The organism is Agromyces sp. CCNWLW203 (assembly GCF_036576125.1).
Lineage (GTDB): Bacteria > Actinomycetota > Actinomycetes > Actinomycetales > Microbacteriaceae > Agromyces.
Genome location: NZ_JAZHYX010000009.1, coordinates 119,856 through 144,006 on the forward strand (window position 1 = coordinate 119,856; position 24,151 = coordinate 144,006).

Genomic DNA, 24,151 nt, shown 5'->3' on the forward strand with positions numbered 1-24,151 from the left:
GTCTGGGCGGCGAGGTACGTACGCGCACGAGTGGCGCGTCCACCGGCGAGAGGGGAGAACGATGATCACAGTTCGAGATGCGTTCCCGGGATTCAGCGTCGACGACATCGAGGCGGCCCGCGAGTTCTACGGTACGAGGCTGGGGTTGCCGGTGGGCGATGAATCCGGTGCCGGGGCGCTGCGCGTCACGCTGCCCTCGGGACAGGGCGTCTTCATCTATCCGAAGCCGAACCACGAGCCGGCGAGTTTCACGATCTTGAACTTCGTCGTGGAGGACATCGACCGGGCCGTCGACGAGCTGAACGCGGCCGGTGTGGTGACGAAGATCTACACCGCGCCCGATGACTTCGGCACCGATGAGCGCGGCATCGCACGCGGCTCCGAGACCGGCGAGGGGCCCGACATCGCCTGGTTCACCGACCCTGCGGGCAACGTGCTGAGCGTGCTGACCGCCTGAACGGCTGCCCGTGGGTCGACGGGATCAGATGGAGCGGATCTCTGGGTCGATGTCGGCGACGAAGCTGAGGTCGTCGGCCTCGATCTCGAGTTCGGTGTCGCCGGCTGTCGCCTCGGTCGCTGGCGCGGCGTCGAGCGTCGTGAGTTCGGCCGTCTCGTTCGTGAGGGTCGAGGTGAACTCGTACGCGGTGAGTTCGCGAGGGCTCTCGTCGATGCCCTCGAGCTGCGCCAGCACCTTCGTCTCGTCGAGCGCCTTGAGCTTTCGGGCCGTGGGCATCACCCGGGTCTCGAGCGAGCCGACGAACGAGTTGTAGTCCTTTACGGTGCGTTCGATCGTGCGGCCGAGCTTCTCGATCTGGCCCGCGGTGACGGACAGCCGGGTGTACAGCTCACGGCTGAGGTCGAAGAGCGTCTTCGCCTCTTTGGTCAGCACGTCTTGCTGCCAGCTGAAGGCCACGGTCTTCAGCACCGACCAGAGCGTGACGGGCGAGGCGAGGGCGACGCGCTTCGAGAAGGCGTAGTCGAGCAGCGCAGGGTCGGTCTCGAGCGCGCTCGAGACGAGCGACTCGCTCGGGATGAACGCGATGACCATCTCGGGCGATGCGCCGAGGCCCGCCCAGTAGGTCTTGCCGCCGAGCGCCGTGATGTGGTCGCGAACCGCCTTGACGTGCTGCTTCATGAGCGTCTCGCGGCGCGCCGCCTCTGCGCCGGTCGCCGTGAGCGGGATCTGGCTGGCCTCGAGGTAGGCGTTGAACGGCACCTTGGCGTCGACGGCGATGTTCTTGCCGCCGGGCAGGTGGATGACCATGTCGGGGCGACCCGCGCCCGCGTCGGTCGTGATCGAGTGCTGCGTGTCGAAGTCGACGCGCTCGAGCAGGCCGGCCGCTTCGACGACGCTCTTCAGCTGCGTCTCGCCCCAGACCCCGCGCGTGCTGTTGGAGCGCAGCGCGGAGGCGAGCGTCTCGGCGGTCGAGCGCAGGCGCTCTTCGTTCTCGGCGGCGATCTTGAGCTGCTGGCTCAGCTCGCCGTGCTGCTGGTGCCGCTGCGCCTCGAGCTCGGTGACCTTCGCCTGCATCTCGGTGATGGTCTGCTTGACGGGCGCGAGCGCCGTCAGCACCTTACTGTCGGCGGCCTCGCGAGCCTCGCGCTGCTGCTGCTCGGAGCGCTGGCGCTCGACGATTTCGAGGTACTGCGCGCGTGCCGACTCGATCTGCTCGCGGAGGCCGACGGTCGTGGCCTGCGCAGCGGCGAGCTCAGCGCGGAGACGGGCCTGCACCTGTTGCTCCTCGGAGCGGATGCGTGCCTGCTCGGCGGAATTGCCCGCCTGCAGCGCGGCGATCGCGGCCTCATGCCGCGCTTCGACCAGCGCAGGGTCTTCGACGGGGTGCTCGCCCGACGAGGCCTCGGCCGCCCGCTTGGACGCGCGGAACCAGGTCGCGAGCGCACCCAGCGCGATGCCCACGACGAGGCCGATGATGAGCAGCAGGATCTCCATGTCCACAGTGTCGCAGGGGCCGCCGACATCGGGGGACACACGGGGCGGAGGGTCTCGATACGCCGCCTCCTCCGTCGGTCGCTGCTCGACCGGCGCGAAGCGGGCCGCTACTGCAGGGCCATCGGCCCGTGCGCCGCCCGGTCGTTGCGCGTGGCAACGGGCCCGATCGCGCCGACCTTGACCCGGGTGATGTGCGCGAGCCGGTCGAGGTCGTCGACCTCGTGCCGCGCCGCGGCGTGCACGATGATCGCCGCGCACGCCTCGGCGTCAGCGAGCGCGTCATGGTGCGAGAAGCCCTCGAAGCCCGCGGCCATCGCCGCGACCGGCAGTCGGTAGGAGTCGAGGTGGTACGTGCGGCGGGCGACCTGCAGGCTGCAGAGGTAGCGGAAGTCGGGCACCGCGAGCCCGAGCGCCGTCGAGGTCTTGGCGATGACGCCCATGTCGAAGCCTGCGTTGTGTGCGACGAGCATGTCGTCGCCGGCGAACTCGCGCAGCGCCGGCAGGTGAACCGACCAGTCGTCGGCGTTCGCCACCATCTCGGGGGTGATGCCGTGGATGCGCACGTTCCACTCCGAGAACTCGTTGTGCGGGAACGGCGGGCGGATGTATCGATGCTCGCGCTCGACGACACGGCCATCTCTCACCTTCACGAGCCCCACTGAGCAGGCGGAGGCGCCAGAGGAGTTGGCGGTTTCGAAGTCGATCGCGGTGAAGTCCACTGGCACACAGGCATCGTCGCATGCCGCGCCGACACCGCCCGCCGCCCGCGCCGCGAACCCCGAGGTTGACGGATGCCCCGGGCTGGGCGTGGAATGGCGGTGGCCGGTTGAGAAGAGGCAGCGATGAGCGAACGACCAGAGGCGGGCGATCCCCGCGAGCACGGACTCGTCGGCGACCCCGCCGACCCCGCGACGCAGCTCAGTGCGCGCTCGTTCGGCGCCGCGGCATCCGTCTACCATCACGCCCGGCCCGGCTACCCGATCGAGGCGATCGCCTGGCTGATCGGCGACGCGACGCGCGTGCTCGACCTCGGCGCGGGCACCGGCAAGCTCACCGAGGCGCTCGTCGCCCTCGACCGCGAGGTGATCGCGGTCGACCCCGTCGAGGAGATGCTCGAGGAGCTCGAGGTCGCAGTGCCGGGCGTGCCGCGTCTGCTCGGCACCGCCGAGGAGATCCCGATCGAGGAGGACGCGGTCGACGCCGTCGTGGCCGGGCAGGCGTGGCACTGGTTCCAGCCGGAGCGGGCGATTCCCGAGATCGCACGGGTGCTGAAGCCCGGCGGGGTGCTCGGACTCGTCTGGAACAGCCGCGACACCCGCGTCGACTGGCTCCGCGAGGCGGGCGAGATCATGCACGAACGACACGACGCGAGCGCGACGTTCGAGAGTTACGTGAACGTCGGGCCGCCGTTCGGCGAGATCGCGGAGCACACGGTCGAGTGGGGTGCGCGGATGTCGCGTGAGGCCTTCCTCGACCTCGTGCGCTCGCGCAGCTACTTCATCACGGCGTCGCCCGATGAGCAGCAGGCGACGATCGCCGCGCTCGAGACGCTGCTCGAGACCCATCCAGATCTCGCGGGAGCGGAGGAGCTCGTCGTGCCGTATGTGACGCGGTGCTTCCGCACGGTGCTCGCGGAATAGGCGGTGAGCGCGCGGCGGGACCCGCTGCGTCGAGCCCGTATCCTGATCTGATGCACCGCGGACGGGCGTACCTGGCACTCGCGCTCGCCAACCTCTTCTGGGCGGGCAACTACGTGTTCGGCGAGATGGTCACCGCCGAGATCACGCCGATCTCGCTCACGTTCTGGCGCTGGGTGTTCGCGGCGATCCCGCTGCTCGTGCTCGCCTGGGCGATCGAACGGCCCGACTGGCGTGCTGCGGTGCGAGAGTGGCCGCTGCACCTGCTGCAATCGGTGCTCGGCCTGACGGGTTACACGCTCTTCCTCTACAGCGCGCTCGGACTCACGGGCGCCGTGAACGCCTCCGTCATCTCGGCGATCAACCCGGCGACGATCGCGCTCGCCGCGGCGATCTTCCTGCACCAGCGGCTCCACGGCCTGCAGATCGTCGGTCTCGTCGTCGCGTTCGCGGGCGTCACACTCGTGCTCACGGGCGGCGATGTGGTGGCGGTGCTCGAGCAGGGGTTCCGCATCGGGGACCTGCTCGTCGTGGCATCCGTCATCGCCTGGACCGCCTATTCGATCGTCGCCCGGCGCCTGCGCACCCCGCCGATCACGGCCACCGCCGTGCAGGCCGTGTTCGCGGTCGTGACGATGCTTCCCCTCGTCGCCGTCGTCGGCGTGACCCTGCCCGCCACCGCGGGCAGCATCGCGGGCCTCGTCTACATCGTGGTCTTCCCGTCGATGCTCGGCTACGCCCTCTGGAACCTCGGCTCGGGCGCCGTGGGGCCGGCCCGTGCCGGCATCTTCCTGAACCTGCTGCCGGTCTTCACGGTGCTCATCGCCCTGGCGTTCGGGCAGTCGCTCGAGCCGATCGCGATGGTCGGAGGCGCACTCGTGCTGCTCGGCGTGTACCTCACGCTCAGAGTCGGGCGGGCGAAGCGAGCGGATGCCGCGACCGACCTGTCGGCGCCATAGACGCCTGCCGGTACGATAGACCCCCGCGGCTCTCACTTTCGGCGCTGTCTCTACCGACCTGCCGGTACGATAGACCCCCGTGGCTCTCACTATCGGCATCGTCGGCCTGCCCAACGTCGGCAAGTCCACCCTCTTCAACGCCCTCACCAAGAACCAGGTGCTCGCGGCGAACTACCCGTTCGCGACGATCGAGCCGAACGTCGGCGTGGTGAACCTGCCCGATCCGCGGCTCGAGACGCTCGCCGGCATCTTCGGCTCGGAGCGCATCCTGCCCGCCGCGGTGTCGTTCGTCGACATCGCCGGCATCGTGCGCGGGGCGTCGGAAGGTGAGGGACTCGGCAACAAGTTCCTCGCGAACATCCGCGAGGCCGACGCGATCGCGCAGGTCGTGCGCGGCTTCGAGGACTCCGACGTGGTGCACGTCGAAGGCGCCGTCGACCCCAAGGCCGACATGGAGACGATCAACACCGAGCTGATCCTCGCCGACCTCGAGACCCTCGAGCGCGCCATCCCGCGCTTCGAGAAGGAGATCAAGGGCAAGAAGCTCGACCCCTCGGTGCTCGAGGCCGCGAAGGCCGCGCTCGACGTGCTGCAACGGGGCACGCCGCTCTCCGCGGCATCCGTCGACCTCGCTCCCGTGAAGGAACTCGGCCTGCTGACCGCCAAGCCCTTCATCTACGTCTTCAACGTCGACGAGACCGTGCTGACCGACGACGCGAAGAAGGCCGAGCTCGCTGCGCTCGTCGCCCCCGCCGAGGCCGTGTTCCTCGACGCGAAGATCGAGTCCGAGCTCATCGACCTCGACCCCGCCGATGCCGCGGAGTTGCTGGCCTCGACCGGCCAGGAGGAGTCGGGCCTCGACCAGCTCGCCCGCATCGGCTTCGACACGCTCGGCCTGCAGACCTACCTCACGGCCGGCCCCAAGGAGTCGCGCGCGTGGACGATCCACAAGGGCGACAAGGCCCCGCAGGCGGCCGGCGTGATCCACACCGACTTCGAGCGCGGCTTCATCAAGGCCGAGGTCATCTCCTTCGCCGACCTCGTCGAGACCGGCTCGGTCGCCGAGGCACGCGCGAAGGGCAAGGCCCGCATGGAGGGCAAGGACTACGTCATGCAGGACGGCGACGTGGTGGAGTTCCGCTTCAACGTATGAGCGAGGCGCTTCCGATCTGTCCTGAATGCTCGAGCGAGCACACCTACGAGATGGGTGCCCTGCTCGTGTGCCCCATGTGCGCGCACGAATGGGCCGCCGATGAAGGTGCAGCGGATGTCGCGGAGTCCGGCGCTCGGGTCATCACCGATACCGTGGGCAACGTGCTCGCCGATGGCGACAACGTCACCGTGATCAAGGACCTGAAGGTCAAGGGTTCGTCGACCGTCATCAAGGTCGGCACGAAGGTGCGAGGCATCCGGCTCATTGACGGTGTCGGCGACCATGACATCGCCTGCAAGGTCGACGGCATCGGCCCGACGCAACTGAAGTCGAGCGTCGTCAAGAAGGCGTGACTTTCGTTCACGGCGTATCGGGGTTCCCTCAAACGCGGCGTGAGGTCGTCTACCTGAACGGTTCCCATGCCAACAGCCGGCACTGGAAGCACGTCATCACTGAGCTCGGGTAGGCAACGTGCTCGCTGATGGCGATACGGTCTCGATCGTCAAGAACCTCAAGGCGGCGGGGTCGGGTCGGCGCGACGGTGGGCGGTCAGCTCGTGAGGGCCAGCCCCGAGCGGTCTTCACGCCGCTCCGCCGCCTCCAGTGCCACGGTCGCCGCCCGACGTCCCTCCGCGATGAGCCGCGCCGCATCGGACATCATCCATTGCGCCATGCCCTCCATCTCGGGCTGGATGAGTACGACCGAAGGGTCGTTCGTGAGGTCGGCGGTGCGGTTGACGGTGCGCATCATGCGCACGTTCTCCCACTTCGCGTGCAGCCGAACGACAATCACGCGGGATGCGCCGAGCGTACGGGTGGCGTCGACCGGAACGTTGTCGACCATGCCGCCGTCAGCGAGCAGTGCGCCGTCGCGGCGCACGGGGGAGAGCAGCCCGGGCACGGCGATCGTCGACCTGAGCGCGACGCTCAACGGACCGCGGTCGATCGTCACGGCCTGACGTGTTCGGAGATCGGTGGCTACTGCGCCGAAACGACGCGGAAGAGCCTCGATGAGCGGATCCGTGCCGAACACCTGATGGACCGCGTCGTCCAACGCCCGCGCGTCGAGCAGGGCTAGCCGAGGGGTGAACGACCACTTGGCGATCGCACGCCAACGGAATGAGAGGGCGACCCGCTCGATCTCGGTCGGGTCGAATCCGGCCGCGTAGGCGGCGGCGATCATCGCGCCCGAACTGGTGCCGGCGGCGATGCCCGGGCGGATGCCGCGCTCGGCGAGCACCTGAAGGACACCCACGTGCGCGGCGCCGAACGCGGCGCCGCCGCTGAGTGTGAGACCCAGAGTCTGGTCGTCCGCCATGGCATGCCCTCCCGGTTGCCCTCCGCGAAAGCTACCGCGTCTGCCCGAGACGATTCTGGACACTCGCAGTGAGGATCCTGTATGCGGGCGACGCCGCGCCGCTCAGCCGAGCTTCTCGGCGAGACCGATGAGAATGCCCTCTGGCCCGCGTATGTAGCAGAGCCGGTATGCGTCTTCGTAGCGCACGACGTCGGTGCTGATGAGTTCTGCGCCGTGCTCGCGCAGGCGGGCGAGGGTCGCATCGAGATCGTCGACGGCGAACATCACGCGCAGGTAGCCCAAGGCGTTCACGGGCGCGTTCCGGTGGTCGGCGATGACGGATGGCTCGATGAAGCGTGAAAGTTCGATGCGACTGTGCCCGTCGGGCGTGCGCATCATCGCGATCTCGACCCGCTGGTTCCCGAGCCCGGTGACGCGTCCGGCCCACTCGCCCTCGACCAGGCCCTGCCCTTCGAGCTCGAGTCCGAGCTCACGGAAGAACTCGATCGCAGCGGCGAGATCTTCGACGACGATGCCGACGTTGTCCATCTTCACGGTCATGGCGCCACCCTACCGAGTCACCCGCTCGAGGCCGCCCTGCAATGATGAATTTCATGACCCTGCCGACCCCGACGCTGCACACCGAGCGCCTGCGGCTCCGTCCGTTCACGGACGCCGACGCCGACGCGCTCTTCGAGCTGCAGAGCGACGCCGAGGTGCTCCGCTACTGGGACTCGCCGCCCTGGGCCGACCGGTCGTCGGTCGAACGCTTCATGGACGGATGCCGACGGATGGAGGAGGAGGGCAGTGGTGCGCGCGTCGCGATCGAGCGCACCGCCGACCAGGTCTTCGTCGGTTGGTGCACCTTCAACAGCTGGAACCCCGGCTTTCGCAGCGCCTCCTTGGGATATTGCCTCAACCGGGCGGCGTGGGGCCACGGCTACGCGACGGAGGCAGCGCAGGCCGTGCTGGCGTGGGCCTTCGACACGATCGACGTGAACCGGGTCCAGTCCGAGACGGATACCCGCAACCTGGCGTCAGCTCGCGTGCTCGAAAAGCTCGGCTTCGTGCGCGAGGGGACCCTGCGCGAGGACTGCATCGTCAACGGCGACGTGTCGGACAGCTGGGTGTACGGCCTGCTACGGCGCGACTGGAGGGGCTGAGGGGCTCTTCAGCGACCCTGGCGCTTCTTGTAGGGCTTCGGTTTGCCCTTCACGATGGGGGCGCGGCCCTTGCCCTTCGAGGCCTTCGCCTTGCCGCCTGCCTTCACCGGGGGCTTCTCCGCGGGAGCGGGCGCCGCAGCGATCTCCGCCCTGGCCTCGTCGAGCAGGATGGCCCCGACCTTGGTGAGCTGGGTGTCGCCCTGCCGTGTGAAGAGCGGGTGGCCGACCTCTGCTTCGAGTTTCTCGATCGAGGTGTAGAGCGACGCGAGCGGAATACCGAGGGCATCTGCAGCACGCGGGAAGTGCAACTCCTCGGCGACTGCGACGAAGCGTCGAAGCAGGGTGATGTTCACGGGAGCCTCTCGTCGGCGCGCGCGAATCGCGGCCGCTCCTTCAGGGTACGTGAGTCGGCGCCCGCCGCGGTGCCGTCACGCAGCGCGACGCGGATTGGACTGGCCGCATCGGCACCGGGATACTCGTTGCGGGCTCTGCGCAGCGCAGGGGTCATTGCCGACAGAAACGAGTCGCCCCTGATGATCACCGTGCACCTGCGCTACGAGATCGACGCCGACAAGCTCGCGGAGTTCCGCGAGTACGGGGAACGCTGGATCCGCCTCGTCAACAGGCTCGGCGGCACGCATCACGGCTACTTCCTCCCGAGCGAGGGCGACAGCGACGAGGCGTTCGCGCTCTTCACCTTCCCGTCGCTCGCCGACTACGAGCAGTACCGGCTCACCGCCGCCACCGACCCCGAGTGCATCGAGGCGTACGAGTTTGCGGTCGAGACGAAGTGCATCAGGCGGTACGAGCGACGTTTCCTCTCGCCGGTCTTCGACTGAGACATCGATCCGCTCGGGCTGCTCAGGCTGGTCTGTGCGCTGCGGGCGCCACCGGCGCCACGATGTCAGAGCCGGATCAGGCGACGTGCTGCGCCCGGCCACCGCGCCCACGGGCCAGCACGCGACTCATCGCCTCGGGTGCGGCCGTGAAGCGCCCTGCTGCGCCGTCGTCGGCGAGGTAGTGCACGCGGATGCCGCGGCCCACGCGCACGAGCTTCGTGACCTCGTAACTGCTGCCGGAGACGCTCACGAGCGTGTCGCCCACGGCGAGGTGCCGGGTCTCTCGCAGTTCGATCGTCGTCATAGTGAGAGTGTCTCAGTACCCACCGACATCCGCTCGCGCGACCGTAGGGTGCACTCGGCCGCGTTGTCAACCCGTTGTCGCTCGCCTGGCGCCCTGCCTACCGTGGAGGAGCCGACGTACTGAACGGGTACGCCGGCCTGACCGATTCCCGAGGAGGAAGCCATGAACGCCAAGGACGATCTGGGCAACGCCGCCGAACGAATGACCGGCAAGGTCAAGGAGGGCGTCGGCAAGATGACGGACAACGAGCGGCTCGAGGCCGAGGGCAAGGCCGACCAGGTCAAGGCCGACGCCAAGAAGGCCGCCGACAAGGTCAAGGACGCCTTCGACGACGGCACGAAGTAGCACCGACGCGATCTGATCCCACGACTGAACCGGAGGGTACGAACATGAGCATCGGCCTCGGCATTCTGCTCGTGGCGATCGGCGCGGTCCTCACTTACGCGCTGAACGTCACCGTCGACTGGATCGACCTCGATCTCGTCGGCTACATCCTGATGATCGCGGGAGCGATCGTCATCATCTTGGGTCTCATCTTCATGATGCGACGTCGTCGGAGCATCTCCACGACGAGCTCGACCGCCGATCCGGCGGTGGGCCAGCGCGTCACACGGACCGAAGACCAGGCCGCACCTCCCGAGGTGTAGGCCTGCTGGGGAGCGGATGCCGCGCCGGGGGGCGCGGCATCCGCGTGCCGTCAGGTCGCAGGGGCCGCGGTCGGGGGTGCGAGGCAGGCGACGTGGTCGACCCAGCCGTACTCGTATTCGTCATTGCCGAACACGAGTTCGACCGGGACGCCCGCTTCGACGTTCGTGCGCTGCGTTGCGCGCGTCTCTCCATCGGTCGCGGTCGGGTCGTTGCTGAAGCGGTACCCGATGCTCAGCATGCCGCACGAGGTCTCCGGGATGAGTGCGGCCTCCCAACAGCCCCGCTCGAATTTCGCGGGGCAGCCTCCGAGCCGATCGTCGTGATACACCTCGAGCGCGGCCTCGAACCAGAACCCGGCCTCTTCGGACGTGTAGTACTCGACCGGCGGAAGATCGGTCGCTGCAGGCTCCTCGAGCGTGTCGTCCTCGACCGGCGGGGGGTCGCCTGCCGGAGCCGTCAGAGAGGAGGTCGACCCCGCCGCGACGAGACCGCGTGCGAGCGTCGCGGTGCCGAATGCTGCTCCGGCGATGACGAGGGCGACGAGCACGAGGATGCCCGTCACGATGCCGACGCCCGCCCACGGGCCCGTTCGGCGTCGGGGCGGTGTCGGGACGGGCAGGGCGGTGTTCGGATCCACAGCGCGATCGTAGGGGCTCGGGCCGCCAGGCGCGAGCGCGAACTTCGGCGACGCCGAAGGCTACCCTCGCTGCGGGCGGTGTGCGATGCTGGCGGCATGCCCGAGTCGCCCGAGGTGGAGGCGCTCGTCGAGGATCTGGGCACGCGCTTGGCGGGTCGCGAGATCACCGACGTCGACGTCGTGGAGTTCCGTGCGGCCAAGACGCGAAGCCGGCCGCCGTCGTCGCTGCGCGGCGAACGGGTGCGCGGTGCCGCCCGGCATGGCAAGCACGTCGACCTCCAGGTCGGCGACGCGCAGCATCTCGTGGTCTCGCTCGGCCGTCACGGCTGGGCCCGGTATGCGAGCGGCGAGGCGGACGCCTCCGTCGCCGACGCGTCGCCCACCCTCGCCGTGATCACCTTCGACGACGGCACCGTCGTCGAGTTGACGGATGCCGGTGACTGGGTGTCGCTCGGCTGCTGGGTGGTCGACGATCCCATCGAGGTGCCGGCCGTCGCCAAGCTCGGGCCCGACCCGGCCGACCCCGGGTTCACGCGGGCCGACTTCGACCGCGTCGTCACCGGGCGCCGCAAACAGGTGAAGGCCGTGCTGCAGGAGCAGGAGTCGCTCGCGGGCATCGGCAACGCCTACTCCGACGAGATCCTGCATCTCGCGAAGATCTCGCCCGTGACGCACGCCGCCGCGCTGTCCGAGGCCGAGCTCGACCGCCTCTTCGACGCCACGGTCGGCATCATCAGGGGCGCGATCGAGCAGCAGCGCGGAGTGCCGATCGACCAGCTCAAGGCCGCGAAGGTCGCCTCGATGCGCGTGCACGGCCGGGCCGGAGAGACGTGCCCGGTCTGCGGCGACACCGTGCTCGACTTCTCGTTCGCGAGCACGACGGCGCAGTACTGCCCGACCTGCCAGACCGGCGGGGAACGGCTGTCGCTGCGCGCCGCGGAGTAGTGCCACGGGCGCCGTGGAAGACTCGCGGCTGAGGCCGTGCAAGACTCGCGGCCGACGCGACATATACGTGGTGTGAGGATCGCCAGCACCGCAGCACGCGCCGATGCAGCCGAGGAGGTGGCGATGCCCGAGCCAGCAGACGCGTCGTCGACGACGAGCGCGGAGACGGCATGGTTCACCGACGTCGTCCGCGAGCATTCGACCGCCCTCGTTCGCTACTTCGCTCGTCGGGGCCCCCGGCAGGACGCCGAGGACCTCGCCGCGGAGGTCTTCGCGACCGCGTGGCGGCGCCGGGCCGACGTGCCGCGCGAGGCGGTGCTGCCCTGGCTGTACCGCACCGCCGGGTTCACGCTCGCGAACGGTCGCCGCAAGCACGTCGACCTCCCCGTCGACGAGGTGCCCGAGACCGGTTCGGTGCGCATCGAGCACGACCCCGAGCTCAGCGCACTCTTCGACGCCGAGCTGCGCGGTGCACTCGAGAGCGTCGGCGAACGCGACCGGCGCATCCTGCTGCTGCACGCGTGGGAGGGGCTCGACGGTCAGGAACTCGCGGAAGTGCTCGGCATCTCGCGGTCCGGGGCGGATGCCGCGCTCTCCCGCGCCCGGAAGCGCCTGCGTGAGGCCTGGGGCGAGCGGCTGTCGTTCTAGCCCGACAGCCGCCGCCGAACGGGCCGCGGTTGCAAGGTTCCGTCGCCTCGTGACATATCCCCAGTGAACCGCACGCACGAAGGGTGTTCGACATGAACGACGACAACGAGCTCGACCCGGTCGCACGACTGCGTGCCGCCGACCCCGCGGCAGGCGTCGAGCCCCGCCCCGGATTCACCGACGACGTCATCGCGCAGAGCACGTCCGCGCAGAGCACGGCCGAGATGACGGATGCCGCGGCCGAACGTTCTGCCGCTGCCGCCGTGACCGATCTCGGCGCCGAGCGCGCCCGCCGCCGCCCTCGCTGGCTCGCGATCGCAGCGGTCGCCGCCTCGGTCGCCGTCGTCGGCGGTGCCGGGTTCGGCATCGGTACGTTGACGGCCGGGTCGGCCGAGGTCGCCGCCCCTCCGATCTCGCTGCAGATGGGGGTCACGCAAGACGGTGCAGCGCAGGAATCCGCGGCATTCGACACCGCCGACCGCAAGATGGCGGGGGGCGGCGTCAGCGACATGATGATGCCCTACGGCTACGGTCGCAACGTGTTCAGCGCCTCCGGGCTCTCGGTCGAGGAGGGCACGGCGACCGCGTACGCGTACGACGCGCGAGCGGCGTCGAACACCGAGACCGTCGCCGCGCTCGCCGCATCACTCGGCGTGGAGGGCACCCCGGTGCTCGAGAACGGGAGCTGGACCGTCGGCCCGCAGGACGGCTCCGGGCCGTCGCTCTTCGTCGGGCTCGACGGCACGCTCGGCTTCTCCTATTCGAATCCGGGCGTCAACCCGTGGAACTGCGGTCCGGTGGCCATCGAACCCGCGACACCCGACGACGGGGCGATCCCCGAGATGCAGACGTGCGAGCCTCCGGTCGCCGACCTGCCGAGCGAGGGCGCCGCGATCGACGCGCTCCGATCGGTGATCACCGCGGCCGGACGGAATGCCGAGGCGTTCGAGTACACCTCCGAGACGTGGGAGGGTGCGGTGACGCGGATGGCGCAGGGCTGGCCGGTCGTCGACGGTCAGCGCATCGATCAGGCGTGGTCGGTCGAACTCTCGAAAGAGGGGATCGTCAGCGCCTCCGGCGCACTCGCCGATCTCGTGACGCTCGGCGACTACGACGTCGTGAGCGAGCAGGAGGGCTTCGAACGGCTCTCCGACCCGCGGTTCGGTGCGCAGATGACCGCCATGCCGCTCGCCGTGGCCGACTCGTCGACCGGCCTCATGACCGAGGAATGGACACCTCCGACGGAGCCACCGTCGACGCCCGCTGCGGGCAGCTCCGTCTCGTGGCCCGTCAACGACGTGCAGATCGTCGGCGCACGCCTCGGACTCTCGAGCCAGTGGCAGCCAGACGGCAGCGTGCTCGTGGTGCCGGCGTACGAGTTCACCGATGCCGACGGCGGCACGTGGTCGGTCATCGCGGTCGCCGACGTGCAACTCGACTTCGCGACCGAGTAGGCACGCGCTCGGGGGTGTTCGAGCGAGCGGATGCCGCTGCGTCGTTGTCTGCCGGAATGCGCCGAACGGGCGGGCACGACTGGTTCGTCGTGCCCGCCCGTCGGATGGTGTTGGGTGCCGCTTGTTCTCCGGGCTGCCTATTCGAAGAGGGAGAGGGTGAGGTTGGCGGTGTAGTCGCCGGCGGCGACGGTGGCGGGGGTGCGGAGGAAGAGGTTCGCGGTCGCGGTCCATTGTCCTTCGTCGATGATGGCGCCGGACTCCCAGGCGCTGGCGAGCAGTTCCTGGTCGACGAGGCCGACGTTGTTTCCGGGTACTTCCGGGTCGGTGGTCGGTTCGTCGATGACGGTGAGGACCTCGTCGCCTTCGGAGACCTGTCCGGACTCGCTGCCTTCGATGAGGGCGGGGCGCCAGCCCAGGTGTCCGGCGCTGATCGGGGCCTGTCCGTCGCTGCCGATGAAGTCGCTCGAGGTGCCGAGCACGTACCAGGCGGCTCCCTCGGGGATCGCGGCGGGGTCGCGGGTGTCGGTGACGGTGACGGTGGGCAGTGAGCCGGTGAACTGGCGCACGGTGTCGGTCGAGCCGTCCTCGGCGAGGTCGGCGGTGGTGCCGGCGACGGTCATGGCGAGGACGCCGGGCTGGTTGATCTCGGCGATCGCGACGTTCACGGCGACATCCTGTTCGCCGTAGCCTTCTTCGGCCATCGCGATGCCGGCGACGCCGACCAGCAGCACGCTGCCGACCGTGACCGCGGCGCAGCGTGCGACGATTCCTGACTTGCTCATCTCATTCTCTCCTTGCGGGTTCCCGGGCGTCGCTTCCGCCCGCGCTGAAGCGAGGCCGGCGTCGGTGCCGAGATGGGGATCAAGTGTGTCCCGTCACATTGCACGAAAGTGAAACCACTTGTCAATAGTTGATCGAAAGTAGTCGGTATCAATCAAGAAACGTCAGGGTTTTGACAACGGCCCCCGACGGAATCCGCCTGTTCCGGTATCGATGTCGATAGCCGGGTGCAGGATGGTCGTGTGCCGGAGCTTCCCGAAGTGCAGGCGCTCGCCGCATTCCTCGACGAGCGGGCGGCCGGACACGCCTTCGCATCGCTGCGGGTCGCGGCGATCTCGGCGCTCAAGACCTTCGACCCGCCCCTCTCGGCGCTTGAAGGGCAGCGCATCGAGCGGGCGAATCGTCACGGCAAGTTCGTCGACCTCGACACGGGCGATCTCCACCTCGTCTTCCATCTCGCGCGTGCCGGCTGGCTGCGCTGGTACGACGAGGTGCCGACGACACCGGTCAAGCCGGGCCGATCACCGCTCGCGCTGCGCGTGCGGCTCGACGACGGCTCGGGCTTCGACCTGACCGAGGCGGGCACGAAGAAGTCCCTCGCCGTCTACGTCGTTCGCGACCCCGCCGAGGTGCCCGGCATCGCGCGGCTCGGACCCGACCCGACGGCCCCCGACTTCTCGCTCGCCGACTTCGCCGCGGTGCTCGAGGGGCGACGCACGCAGATCAAGGGCGTGCTGCGCGACCAGTCGGTCTTCGCCGGCATCGGCAACGCCTACTCCGACGAGATCCTGCATGCCGCGAAGATGTCGCCCTATGCGCTCGCGGCGAAGCTCACCCCCGAGCAGGTCGACAAGCTCTACACGGCGATGCGCGACACCCTCGCCGAGGCGGTCGCCGTCGCATCCGGTCGCCCGCCCGCCGAGCTCAAAGACGCCAAGCGCCGTGGGATGCGCGTGCACGGACGCACCGGTCAGACCTGCGAGGTGTGCGGCGACACGATCCGTCAGGTCATCTTCGCCGACTCGACGTTCCAGTACTGCCCAGGGTGCCAGACCGGCGGCAAGCCGCTCGCCGACCGGGTGCTCTCCAGGCTCGTGAAGTGACCTTCGCCGAGCTGAACCGAGCCGCTCGCCTGCTATGCATGAGTCATGACCACGCCTGACGTGCACTGGCCGCGACGAGCCGGAACAATCACCCTGCGGCCGCCGACGAACGCCGATCTCGATCAGATCCTCCGGTGGCGCAACCGCCCGGAGGTCACTCGCTGGCTCCTGCGCACCGAGGTCGAGCCCGAGGCGTTCCGCAAGGTCTGGCTCGACGGCGCCGACGATCCGAACGACCACTCGGCGGTCGCCGTGATCGGCGATGAGGTGGTCGGCACCGGATCGCTCTGGATCACCGACGCCATGGGGCAGAGCCACGTCGATCCGGGCCCCTGGCGGCGCGCGGAAGCCGGGATCGGCTATGGGGTGGCGCCCGCTCATGCCGGCAGGGGATACGCCACCGAGATCGCCCGGGCGCTCCTCGACCTCGCCTTCGGCGAGCTCGGCGTGCACCGTGTCACGGCCGGATGCTTCGCCGACAACACGGCGTCGTGGCGCGTCATGGAGAAGCTCGGCATGCGGCGCGAGCAGCACGGCGTGCGCGACTCCTGGCATGCCGAGCTCGGGTGGATCGACGGGTACACCTATGCGATGCTCGCCGAGGAATGGCATGCAGCGCGGGCGCCGTGAAGTGCTGAACCCGCTGCTCCGCGCCGGTCGTCTGCGAGCAATCCTCGAAACGTTGCAGATTGAAACCAATTCCCCCCAGTATTGGGGCCATGACCCTCGCTGACGAGTTGCTGCGCGCCTACGACGACCAACTCCGCACCGACGCCGAGACTCCGAGTGCGATCCGGGTCGACCGACTCGGCCCCTTGCGCCTCGTGACCTTCGCCGGCGGCCGCGGATTCGTGACCTATCGCGACCTCGACGGCGCGACCGCGACCGAGATAGCCGGACTCGTCGTCGGTGCGCTCGCCCACTACACCGCCGATCCTGAGATCACGCGAGTCGAGTGGAAGACCCGTGGCCACGATGCCGCGCCCGGCCTGCACGGAACCCTTCTCGCCAACGGCTTCGAACCAGACGAAGTCGAATCGATCATGATCGGCCAAGCGCGTGCGCTCGTCGCGAACGTGCCGTTGCCCGAAGGAGTGACTGTGCGACGGGTGACGAAGGAATCCGACGTCCGTGCGATGTGCCGCATGCAGGGCGAAGTGTTCGGCGACGTGCTCTCCGATGAGACGGCCGATGCGGTGCTCGGCCGCCTCGCTCGGGCCGACGGCATGGAACTCTGGGTCGCCGAGGCCGACGGGGTCATCGTCAGCGCGGGGCGGCTCGAACCCGTGGCCGGCACCGAGTTCGCGGGCATCTGGGGCGGCGCCACACGCGAGGAGTGGCGCGGCCGCGGCATCTACCGGGCGCTGACCTCTGCACGCGCCGCGTCGGCGATCGCGATGGGCAAGCGGCTCATCAACTCCGACTCCACCGAGTTCTCGAGGCCGATCCTCGAGCGTTCCGGATTCATGAAGATCTCGACGACGACGCCCTATCGCTGGCGGCGCTGAACTCACAGCAGCTGCTGGCTAGGGTTGACCGGTGACTGCAACACTCGTGGCCCAGGGCCTCGCCGGTGGCTACGCCCATCGCACACTCTTCGACGGTCTCGACCTCACCGTCGCCCCGGGCGACGTCGTCGGCATCGTCGGCGTCAACGGCGCGGGCAAGTCGACGCTGCTCCGCATCCTGGCGGGGGAGCTCGAACCGCAGACCGGCACCGTGCACCTCTCACCGGCCGACGCGTTCGTCGGCTGGCTGCCGCAGGAGCACGAGCGGGTCGAGGGCGAGACCATCGCGGCGTACGTCGCCCGCCGCACCGGTGCGGCCGAGGCATCCGCTCGTCTCGATGCGGCCGCGCTGGCACTCGGGTCGACGGATGCCGCGGCGCCCGGCGCTCCCGACCCGGCCGACGAGTACTCCGTGGCCCTCGAGCGCTGGCTCGCCTCGGGCGCCGCCGACCTCGACGAGCGACTGCCGGCCGTGCTCGCCGACCTCGGACTCAGCCTCGGCGGTGGCGACGCCCACCTCTCCGCCGACTCCATGATGACGTCGCTCTCGGGCGGACAGGCCGCACGCGTCGGGCTCGCAGCGCTGCTCTGCTCACGCTTCGACCTCGTGCTGCTCGACGAGCCGACGAACGACCTCGACCTCGATGGGCTCGAGCGTCTCGAGGGCTTCGTCCGCGGCATCCGGGGCGGCGTGGTGCTCGTCAGTCACGACCGCGAATTCCTCGCCCGCTCGGTCACCCGGGTGCTCGAACTCGACCTCGCCCAGCACTCGAACCGCATCTACGGCGGCGGCTACGACGCGTACCTCGAGGAGCGGGCGACCGCCCGCCGCCAGCAGCGCGACGACTACGAGGAGTTCGCTGCCAAGAAGGCCGACCTCGTCTCCCGGGCGCGCACCCAGCGCGAGTGGTCGAGCCAGGGCGTGCGGAACGCGATGAAGAAGTCGCCCGACAACGACAAGATCCGGCGCAAGGCCGCGACCGAGTCGAGCGAGAAGCAGGCGCAGAAGGTGCGCCAGATGGAGAGCCGCATCGCGCGCCTCGACGAGGTCGAGGAGCCGCGCAAGGAGTGGCAGCTCGAGTTCACGATCGGGCAGGCGCCGCGGTCGAGCTCGGTCGTCTCGACGCTCAACGAGGCCGTCGTTCAGCAGGGCGACTTCACGCTCGGTCCGGTGTCGCTGCAGGTCGACGCGGGGGAGCGCATCGGCATCACGGGCCCGAACGGGGCCGGCAAGTCGACGCTGCTGTCGCTGCTGCTCGGCCGGCGTGCGGCGGATTCGGGCACCGCGAGCCTTGGGGCATCCGTCGCAATCGGGGAGATCGACCAGGCGCGCACTCAGCTCACCGGAGATGCGCCCCTCGCCGACGCGTTCGAGGCGCTGGTGCCCGAGTACTCGGCCGGCGAGGTGCGCACGCTGCTCGCGAAGTTCGGGCTGAAGGCCGATCACGTGCTGCGCCCGGTCGACGCGCTGTCGCCGGGTGAGCGCACCCGTGCCGGACTCGCCCTGCTGCAGGCGCGCGGCGTCAACGTGCTCGTGCTCGACGAGCCGACGAACCACCTCGACCTCGCTGCGATCGAGCAGCTCGAAGACGCGCTCGAGTCGTACGACGGCACGCTGCTGCTCGTCACCCACGACCGCCGCATGCTCGAGCACGTGCGCCTCGACCGCCGCTGGCACGTGGAAGCCGGCCGGGTCACCGACAGCTGAATGTCGGATGCCGCTGCGAGACTCGGCGACGATGATCGACGTGACACTGACCTTGCAGGCTGACCCGTCCCGGAACGCGCAGGCGCTCCAGACCGAGAGGCTGCTGCTGCGCCCGCTCTCCCTCGACGATGTCGATGCGTACTACGCCGTGTACGGCGATGCACGCACCTGGCAGCACCTGCCGGGCGGTCGGCACACGAACCGTGACGAGTCCGAGCGGGCGATCCGCTCCTCGATCGCCAGTCGACTCGAATACGGTTTCGCGCACTGCGCGGTGCTCCTCCAGGAGCCGCTCGGCGAGTTGCCGGCGGGCGCCTTCCTCGGCTCGGCCGGCGCCAAGATGCTCGACTTCGATGCCTGGAACCTCGGCTACCGCTTCGCGCCCGAAGCGTGGGGCCACGGATTCGCGACGGAGGCCGCGATCGTGGCGCTCGAGACGGCGCAGACGACCCGCCCGCGAACTCCGGTGACGGCCAGGGTGCTCGGCAACAATCCCGGCTCGATCCGCGTGCTCGAGCGCATCGGGCTCGAGCTGGCGTGGCGCGGCCGTTCCGCCCGCCTCGGCGGCACCGATGACGACCATCCGTCGACGCCCGGTGGCACGACGCACCTCGAGCGGGTGATCTACGCCGACCGTGCGCTCGACGACGAGACGCTCGACGCGGTCATCGCGCTCGGCTGATCGCGACGCAATTCGTGACGGAACCCGCGGGCTCCGGGAGTGTCAGGCCGACGGAGTCGTGCCGTGCCGGCCGTGTCCCGTGTCGGCGTCGGCATCGGCGTCGGCTGAGGTGGTGTCGACATCGGGATCCAGCCGGTCGGCCTTCCGCAGCCGGTCGTCGGCCTCCGAGTGCAGCCCCGCCGCGTCACTGTTCCGGTCCGCGCTCTCGCGGGCAAGGCGCTCCGAGTCGAGTCGAGCCTGCGCCGCTGCGGCCTCGGCCCGCTTGGCGTCGGCCGCTGCCGCCGCGGCATCCGCTTCACGCTGACGCGCGGCCGCGTCGGTCTCCGCCGCGCTCTGCCTGAGGTCGGCCGCGCGCCGCCGGTCGGCGGCGACTCGCGCCTCCCTGCGCTGCTTGCCCGTCGCCATCACGATGACGACGACGATGATCGCGATGACGACGACGATGCCGATGATGATCCAGACGATGGTGCTCGTGTCCACGGTGATCCGCCTCCTCGGGTCGGGTTGCCCCAGCCAACCGCGATGCGCCTCGGCCGGCAACGGCTTGCGGATGCCGGCGGAGTGCGGGATCATCCCGCCCGACACCCGTCGGCGCCGAGCACTCACGAGTACTCGCATGAGATCGTGGAGCATGGACCTCGGCGCCAAGTTCCTGACGACCCGGTGGATCGTTCGATCGCCCATCCCGATCTTCCGGGCGGGTTTCGGCTTCATCTTCGGCGGGCGGCTCCTGCTGCTCGAGCATCGTGGGCGCAAGAGCGGCGAGCCGAGATTCGTCGTCATCGAAGCCGTCGATCGCGAGGCGCCCGATCGGGTCGTCGTCGCGTCGGGATTCGGGCGCCACGCACAGTGGTACCGGAATCTCGCGGCCGAACCCCGCTGCGGGGTGAGCATCGGGTGGCGCCGGCGAGTGCCGGCTCGCGCCGAGTTCCTCGGCACCGACGAGAGCCACGAAGTGCTCGAGCGGTACGCCGAGCGCCGCCCGGCCGCATGGGCGATGCTGCAGCGCTCGATTCAGGACGCGACTGGCGAGGCCGATCCCGAGATCCCGATGGTCAGGCTGCACCTCCAGCGGTGACGGGGCCGATCGCCGCGCGGTCGGGTTGCAGGGATTCGGAAACGAGCAGCCCGTCGAGCAGTCCGTCGAGCAGCCCGGCGAGCACGGCGAGGCCGTCGGGCGAGAGCACCGACTCGAGGTGGCCCTGCACCGACGCCACGCGTGACCCGCGGAGTGCGTGCACCACTCCCGTCGCGGCATCCGCTGCCACCTCGAGGTCGAGGCGCGGGGTGGTCAAACCGGTCTCGGCCGTCGCCGCGAACGTGTTGTAGAAGCCGATCGACGCGGGTGCTCCGAAGAGGTCGACGTCGAGCTGCACACCCTGTCGGGGCGCGGGCAGCGGCGCGATCGGCAGCCCGGCGAGCGTCGCGAGCACCTGGTGGCTGAGGCACACGGCGAGCATCGGCGCGCCTGTCGCGAGTCGAGCGACCATGAGTTCGCGCAGGCGGGTCACGCGAGGGTCGACGCCGTTGCGCGGATCGCCCGGGCCGGGGCCGAAGACCACGAGGTCGTCGGATGCCGCAGGCTCGGCCTCGTTCCACGGCACGACCCGAGCCGCGACGCCGAGGTGGCGCAACTGGTGGGCGAGCATCGTCGTGAAGTCGTCACCCGCGTCGATGACGAGCGCGGTCGCCCCGCGCGAGGGGTGCTCGGCCTGCGGGGTGCTCCAGAACGGGGCGAGGTGGTCGTTGCGGGAATCGAGGAGCGTCGCGATGCGATCGTTCTCCCGGGCGGTGCCGGCGCTCGCGGTTGCGGATGTCGGCGTCGTCGTCGCATCCGTCGTTGCATTCGCCGTCGCGGCGGTCCCGGTCGCCGTGCGCGGAATCGCCCCCAGCGCGGTTAGCACGCCGGCGGCCTTCGCGTGAGTCTCCGCGACCTCGCCGTCGGGATCGGAGTGCCGCACGAGCGTCGCCCCCACCGGCACGCGTACTCCGCCGTCGCCGTCGACGTACGCCGTGCGGATGAGGATCGGCGCATCGAGGTCGTAGCCGGCGGCGGTCGGGGTGAACCGGGCGAGCACGCCCGCGTAGTAGCCGCGCGCCGTCGCCTCGTGACGCGCGATCACCGTGCAGGCGTTGCCCATCGGGGAGCCGGTCACGGTCGGCGCGAACATCGTGCGCCGGAGTACCTCGCGCGGGTCGAGGCCGCTGCGCCCCTCGAGCAGGTATTCGGTGTGCGTGAGCCGCGACATCCGCTTCAGGAACGGACCCCGGATGCGACCGCCGTCGGGGCACACCGCGCTCATCATCTTGAGCTCCTCGTCGACGACCATGACGAGCTCCTCGCGCTCCTTCACGTCGCCGAGGAACGCGACGAGCTCGTCGTCGGCCGGTGGCCCCGCGAGGTGGCGGAACGTGCCGCTGATGGGGTTCATCGACACGACGCCGTCGATCGACGACACATGTCGCTCGGGCGTCGCACCGACGGCCGAGAGACCTGGCGTGTGCACCGCGAACGTCCAGTAGGCGCCGGCCTCGTGCTCGAGCAGCGCGCGCATCCAGCCGAGCACCGCGTGGGCGGCGGATGCCTCGATGCGCCCCGTGAACTCGCGGCGGATCACGAAGTTCGCACCCTCGCCGCGACCGATCTCCTCGTCGATCACCCGGCGCACCCGCTCGGCGTACTCGGCATCGCTCACGTCGACGTCGAGGTCGTCGACGGCGATCGGATGCCGCGGCAGCAGCCCGATCGCCTCGTCGAGGCCGATCGTCTCCCGCTCCCGAACGACGAGGCAGCGCAGCGGCGCCCCATCGTCGTGCGCGACGAAGCCGCGCTCCCGCACTTGGCGGAACGGCACGAGCGCCAGCACCTCGGCGCCGTCGAGCGGGATATCGGCGAGGCGGTCGACATCGACGACGTCGCCGACGAGCACGTCGAGCGTCGGTTCGTGCTCCCGGCGCACGACGGCGAAGGGTGCGGGGTCGGTGGCGGCGAGCAGTGCAGCGAGCAGTCGCGTCATGGGTTTCTCCGGTCGGGCCCTCGGGCGCCGACCTCCGCAAACGCGAAAGCGACCGCCCTCGGGCGGTCGCAAGTACGTCGAAACGCGTGGCCGCCTAGGAGGCGGGCCACCAGTTCTGGTTCGACGAGGTCATGTCGAGGACTCTAGCATCGGCGCGTTGCAGACGCAGCGCCGTTACGCTTCGAGTGATGCCGACTGAGACCGAGATCGTGACCCGCCTGCGGGCTGCCGGATGCGTGTTTGCCGAAGACGAAGCGACCTTGCTGCTCGAGGCGGCCGAAGGCGGCGAACTCGAAGCGCTCATCGAACGGCGGGTCGCGGGCGAGCCCCTCGAACAGGTGCTCGGCTGGGCCGAGTTCGCGGGCCTGCGCATCCGCGTGCTGCCCGGTGTCTTCGTGCCGCGCCGCCGCACCGAGTTCCTCGCGGCCGAGGCTGCCGGCTTCGCGAGGCGCGCCGGCCGCGAGCATCCGCCTGTCGTCGTCGACCTCTGCTGCGGCGCCGGTGCCATCGGTGCGGCGATCGCGGATGCCGCTGGGCCGCTGCAGCTCGTCGCGGCCGACCTCGACCCCGTCGCCGTGCAGGCGGCGCGCTCGAATCTCGATCCGATCGGCGCTCTCGTGTTCGAGGGCGACCTCTACGACGCGCTGCCGGGCGAGCTCCGCGGCCGTGTCGACGTGCTCGCCGTCAACGCCCCCTATGTGCCGAGCGAGGCGATCGCCATGATGCCTCCCGAGGCGCGCGACCACGAGGCGCGCCTGGCACTCGACGGCGGGGGTGACGGGCTCGACGTGCATCGCCGGGTCGCGGCATCCGCTCACTCGTGGCTCGCCCCCGGGGGCGCACTGCTGATCGAGACGAGCGAGCGCCAGGCCGCCGTCGCCGTCGCCTTCTTCGAGGCCGGCGGGCTCGATGCCCGCATCCTGCACGACGACGAGGCCGAGGCGACCGTCGTCGTCGGGGTGCGCGGCCCGGATCGGGCGTAGGGCGAGCAGGCTGCAGCAGCTCACTCGCCCGCTCGCGCCGCGGCGAGGAGCTCCGAGACCTGGGCGTCGGTCGTCTGCGCGAAGTCGAGGTAGTGCGAGCCGACCGACATGAAGCCGGGCGGCACCGAGAGGCACACGATCTCGTTGACCGAGGGGTCCGCGGCGAGCGACCCGAGCGAGTCGGACGCGCCGACGGGGGTCGCGAGCACGACCCGCACGGCTCCGCGAGCCTTCGCGACGACCGCGGCGACGCGTGCCGTGGCGCCCGTCGCGACGCCGTCGTCGACGATCACCGCCGTGCGGCCCTCGAGGGACACCGGCGGCGCACCGCCGCGGAACCGCGCGACCCTCGCCTCGAGCTCGGCCCGCTCGGTGCGTTCGATGTCGCGCAGCTCACCGGGGGAGATGTACACCGAATCGATGATGTCGTCGTTCAGCACGCGGGCGCCCTGCTCGCCGATCGCACCCATCGCGACCTCGGGCTGTCCGGGCACGCCGAGCTTGCGCACGACGAGCACGTCGAGCGGGGCGCCGAGCGCCGTGGCGATCTGTGCCGCGACGGGCACGCCGCCGCGCGGGAGGCCGAGCACCACCGGGTCCCCGAGGTCGATCCCCTCGAGTGCCGCGGCGAGACGCCGACCGGCGTCGGCCCGATCCGTGAATCGCTCCATGTCATGCGCCCAACGAGCCGTTCAACGGCCCGTCGACCGTTCGGCTCCCTTCCATGCTCCCACTG

30 protein-coding genes are annotated in these 24,151 nt (G+C 70.0%); 19 read left to right on the top strand and 11 right to left on the bottom strand.

All coding sequences use genetic code 11. The annotated features are described in order from the left end of the window. Positions 1–61 precede the first annotated feature (61 nt). On the top strand, positions 62–457 hold the full coding sequence (locus VPH61_RS18330; RefSeq protein WP_332064954.1) for a VOC family protein: 396 nt from the start codon (positions 62–64) through the stop codon (positions 455–457). Positions 458–481: 24 nt separating this feature from the next. On the opposite strand, the gene VPH61_RS18335 is transcribed toward VPH61_RS18330, so the two are convergent. Further along, positions 482–1,951: a DNA recombination protein RmuC gene (locus VPH61_RS18335; RefSeq protein WP_332064955.1), complete on the bottom strand. Its 1,470-nt coding sequence runs from the start codon at positions 1,949–1,951 to the stop codon at positions 482–484. Positions 1,952–2,058: 107 nt separating this feature from the next. After that, positions 2,059–2,676 (bottom strand): exonuclease domain-containing protein, encoded by a 618-nt coding sequence (locus VPH61_RS18340; RefSeq protein ID WP_332064956.1) that lies wholly within the window; start codon positions 2,674–2,676, stop codon positions 2,059–2,061. 117 nt (positions 2,677–2,793) lie between these two features. On the opposite strand from VPH61_RS18340, the gene VPH61_RS18345 reads away from it, so the two are divergent. From VPH61_RS18345 to VPH61_RS18360, 4 genes are all read left to right on the top strand, one after another. Continuing rightward, positions 2,794–3,591 carry a class I SAM-dependent methyltransferase gene (locus VPH61_RS18345; RefSeq protein WP_332064957.1) on the top strand — a complete coding sequence of 266 codons (798 nt, stop codon included), beginning with the start codon at positions 2,794–2,796 and terminating at the stop codon, positions 3,589–3,591. A 50-nt stretch (positions 3,592–3,641) separates the two neighbouring features. Beyond that, complete coding sequence (locus tag VPH61_RS18350; protein WP_332064958.1) at positions 3,642–4,547, top strand: DMT family transporter; 906 nt, start codon at positions 3,642–3,644, stop codon at positions 4,545–4,547. 79 nt (positions 4,548–4,626) lie between these two features. Beyond that, complete coding sequence (gene ychF / locus VPH61_RS18355) at positions 4,627–5,700, top strand: redox-regulated ATPase YchF (protein ID WP_332064959.1); 1,074 nt, start codon at positions 4,627–4,629, stop codon at positions 5,698–5,700. Then, positions 5,697–6,053 carry a zinc ribbon domain-containing protein YjdM gene (locus VPH61_RS18360; protein WP_332064960.1) on the top strand — a complete coding sequence of 119 codons (357 nt, stop codon included), beginning with the start codon at positions 5,697–5,699 and terminating at the stop codon, positions 6,051–6,053. The genes ychF and VPH61_RS18360 overlap by 4 nt, the downstream gene beginning before the upstream one ends. Positions 6,054–6,249: 196 nt before the next feature. Here VPH61_RS18360 and VPH61_RS18365 read toward each other — a convergent pair whose 3' ends face one another. Beyond that, positions 6,250–7,017, bottom strand: coding sequence for a patatin-like phospholipase family protein (locus tag VPH61_RS18365; RefSeq protein ID WP_332064961.1), 768 nt, complete (start codon positions 7,015–7,017; stop codon positions 6,250–6,252). Positions 7,018–7,119: 102 nt separating this feature from the next. Continuing rightward, entirely contained in the window at positions 7,120–7,557 is a 438-nt protein-coding gene (locus tag VPH61_RS18370; protein ID WP_332064962.1) for a VOC family protein, read from the bottom strand. Between the two features lie 53 nt (positions 7,558–7,610). Here VPH61_RS18370 and VPH61_RS18375 point away from each other — a divergent pair, with 53 nt between their 5' ends. Then, the gene (locus tag VPH61_RS18375) at positions 7,611–8,159 is read left to right on the top strand and encodes a GNAT family N-acetyltransferase (RefSeq protein ID WP_332064963.1); all 549 of its coding nucleotides are present in this window, start codon (positions 7,611–7,613) and stop codon (positions 8,157–8,159) included. Positions 8,160–8,167: 8 nt separating this feature from the next. Here VPH61_RS18375 and VPH61_RS18380 read toward each other — a convergent pair whose 3' ends face one another. Beyond that, on the bottom strand, positions 8,168–8,512 hold the full coding sequence (locus tag VPH61_RS18380; protein ID WP_332064964.1) for a LysR family transcriptional regulator: 345 nt from the start codon (positions 8,510–8,512) through the stop codon (positions 8,168–8,170). A 180-nt stretch (positions 8,513–8,692) separates the two neighbouring features. Here VPH61_RS18380 and VPH61_RS18385 point away from each other — a divergent pair, with 180 nt between their 5' ends. Then, a complete protein-coding gene (locus VPH61_RS18385; RefSeq protein WP_332064965.1) occupies positions 8,693–8,998 on the top strand; it encodes an NIPSNAP family protein in 306 nt (101 codons plus the stop codon). Positions 8,999–9,074: 76 nt separating this feature from the next. On the opposite strand, the gene VPH61_RS18390 is transcribed toward VPH61_RS18385, so the two are convergent. Beyond that, positions 9,075–9,302 (bottom strand): hypothetical protein, encoded by a 228-nt coding sequence (locus tag VPH61_RS18390; RefSeq protein ID WP_332064966.1) that lies wholly within the window; start codon positions 9,300–9,302, stop codon positions 9,075–9,077. Positions 9,303–9,464: 162 nt separating this feature from the next. Between VPH61_RS18390 and VPH61_RS18395 the strand changes: the two genes are divergently transcribed. Both VPH61_RS18395 and VPH61_RS18400 read left to right on the top strand, forming a co-directional pair. Continuing rightward, on the top strand, positions 9,465–9,647 hold the full coding sequence (locus VPH61_RS18395) for a CsbD family protein (protein ID WP_332064967.1): 183 nt from the start codon (positions 9,465–9,467) through the stop codon (positions 9,645–9,647). Positions 9,648–9,691: 44 nt separating this feature from the next. Beyond that, positions 9,692–9,949, top strand: a complete 258-nt coding sequence (locus VPH61_RS18400) for a DUF6458 family protein (RefSeq protein WP_332064968.1) — start codon at positions 9,692–9,694, stop codon at positions 9,947–9,949. A 50-nt stretch (positions 9,950–9,999) separates the two neighbouring features. Here the strand turns inward: VPH61_RS18400 and VPH61_RS18405 are convergent, their stop codons facing one another. After that, positions 10,000–10,587, bottom strand: coding sequence for a hypothetical protein (locus VPH61_RS18405; RefSeq protein ID WP_332064969.1), 588 nt, complete (start codon positions 10,585–10,587; stop codon positions 10,000–10,002). A 96-nt stretch (positions 10,588–10,683) separates the two neighbouring features. Here VPH61_RS18405 and VPH61_RS18410 point away from each other — a divergent pair, with 96 nt between their 5' ends. From VPH61_RS18410 to VPH61_RS18420, 3 genes are all read left to right on the top strand, one after another. After that, positions 10,684–11,532: a DNA-formamidopyrimidine glycosylase family protein gene (locus tag VPH61_RS18410; protein WP_332064970.1), complete on the top strand. Its 849-nt coding sequence runs from the start codon at positions 10,684–10,686 to the stop codon at positions 11,530–11,532. 123 nt (positions 11,533–11,655) lie between these two features. After that, a complete protein-coding gene (locus tag VPH61_RS18415; protein ID WP_332064971.1) occupies positions 11,656–12,180 on the top strand; it encodes an RNA polymerase sigma factor in 525 nt (174 codons plus the stop codon). A gap of 92 nt (positions 12,181–12,272) precedes the next feature. After that, positions 12,273–13,634, top strand: coding sequence for a hypothetical protein (locus VPH61_RS18420; protein WP_332064972.1), 1,362 nt, complete (start codon positions 12,273–12,275; stop codon positions 13,632–13,634). 137 nt (positions 13,635–13,771) lie between these two features. Here VPH61_RS18420 and VPH61_RS18425 read toward each other — a convergent pair whose 3' ends face one another. Next, on the bottom strand, positions 13,772–14,416 hold the full coding sequence (locus VPH61_RS18425; RefSeq protein WP_332064973.1) for a hypothetical protein: 645 nt from the start codon (positions 14,414–14,416) through the stop codon (positions 13,772–13,774). Between the two features lie 240 nt (positions 14,417–14,656). On the opposite strand from VPH61_RS18425, the gene VPH61_RS18430 reads away from it, so the two are divergent. From VPH61_RS18430 to VPH61_RS18450, 5 genes are all read left to right on the top strand, one after another. Then, complete coding sequence (locus tag VPH61_RS18430; RefSeq protein WP_332064974.1) at positions 14,657–15,517, top strand: Fpg/Nei family DNA glycosylase; 861 nt, start codon at positions 14,657–14,659, stop codon at positions 15,515–15,517. A 45-nt stretch (positions 15,518–15,562) separates the two neighbouring features. Continuing rightward, on the top strand, positions 15,563–16,147 hold the full coding sequence (locus tag VPH61_RS18435; RefSeq protein WP_332064975.1) for a GNAT family N-acetyltransferase: 585 nt from the start codon (positions 15,563–15,565) through the stop codon (positions 16,145–16,147). 89 nt (positions 16,148–16,236) lie between these two features. Further along, positions 16,237–17,025, top strand: a complete 789-nt coding sequence (locus VPH61_RS18440; protein ID WP_332064976.1) for a GNAT family N-acetyltransferase — start codon at positions 16,237–16,239, stop codon at positions 17,023–17,025. Positions 17,026–17,056: 31 nt separating this feature from the next. Further along, positions 17,057–18,733, top strand: a complete 1,677-nt coding sequence (locus VPH61_RS18445) for an ABC-F family ATP-binding cassette domain-containing protein (RefSeq protein ID WP_332064977.1) — start codon at positions 17,057–17,059, stop codon at positions 18,731–18,733. A 31-nt stretch (positions 18,734–18,764) separates the two neighbouring features. Then, positions 18,765–19,415 carry a GNAT family N-acetyltransferase gene (locus tag VPH61_RS18450; RefSeq protein WP_332064978.1) on the top strand — a complete coding sequence of 217 codons (651 nt, stop codon included), beginning with the start codon at positions 18,765–18,767 and terminating at the stop codon, positions 19,413–19,415. Between the two features lie 42 nt (positions 19,416–19,457). Here the strand turns inward: VPH61_RS18450 and VPH61_RS18455 are convergent, their stop codons facing one another. Continuing rightward, on the bottom strand, positions 19,458–19,895 hold the full coding sequence (locus VPH61_RS18455) for a hypothetical protein (RefSeq protein WP_332064979.1): 438 nt from the start codon (positions 19,893–19,895) through the stop codon (positions 19,458–19,460). A gap of 136 nt (positions 19,896–20,031) precedes the next feature. Between VPH61_RS18455 and VPH61_RS18460 the strand changes: the two genes are divergently transcribed. Further along, positions 20,032–20,493 carry a nitroreductase family deazaflavin-dependent oxidoreductase gene (locus VPH61_RS18460; protein WP_332064980.1) on the top strand — a complete coding sequence of 154 codons (462 nt, stop codon included), beginning with the start codon at positions 20,032–20,034 and terminating at the stop codon, positions 20,491–20,493. Here VPH61_RS18460 and VPH61_RS18465 read toward each other — a convergent pair. Then, positions 20,471–22,432, bottom strand: a complete 1,962-nt coding sequence (locus tag VPH61_RS18465) for an anthranilate synthase family protein (RefSeq protein WP_332064981.1) — start codon at positions 22,430–22,432, stop codon at positions 20,471–20,473. The genes VPH61_RS18460 and VPH61_RS18465 overlap by 23 nt on opposite strands. A gap of 188 nt (positions 22,433–22,620) precedes the next feature. On the opposite strand from VPH61_RS18465, the gene VPH61_RS18470 reads away from it, so the two are divergent. After that, complete coding sequence (locus VPH61_RS18470; RefSeq protein ID WP_332064982.1) at positions 22,621–23,415, top strand: putative protein N(5)-glutamine methyltransferase; 795 nt, start codon at positions 22,621–22,623, stop codon at positions 23,413–23,415. Positions 23,416–23,435: 20 nt separating this feature from the next. Here VPH61_RS18470 and VPH61_RS18475 read toward each other — a convergent pair whose 3' ends face one another. Next, entirely contained in the window at positions 23,436–24,086 is a 651-nt protein-coding gene (locus VPH61_RS18475; RefSeq protein ID WP_332064983.1) for a phosphoribosyltransferase, read from the bottom strand. Positions 24,087–24,151: the final 65 nt, after the last annotated feature.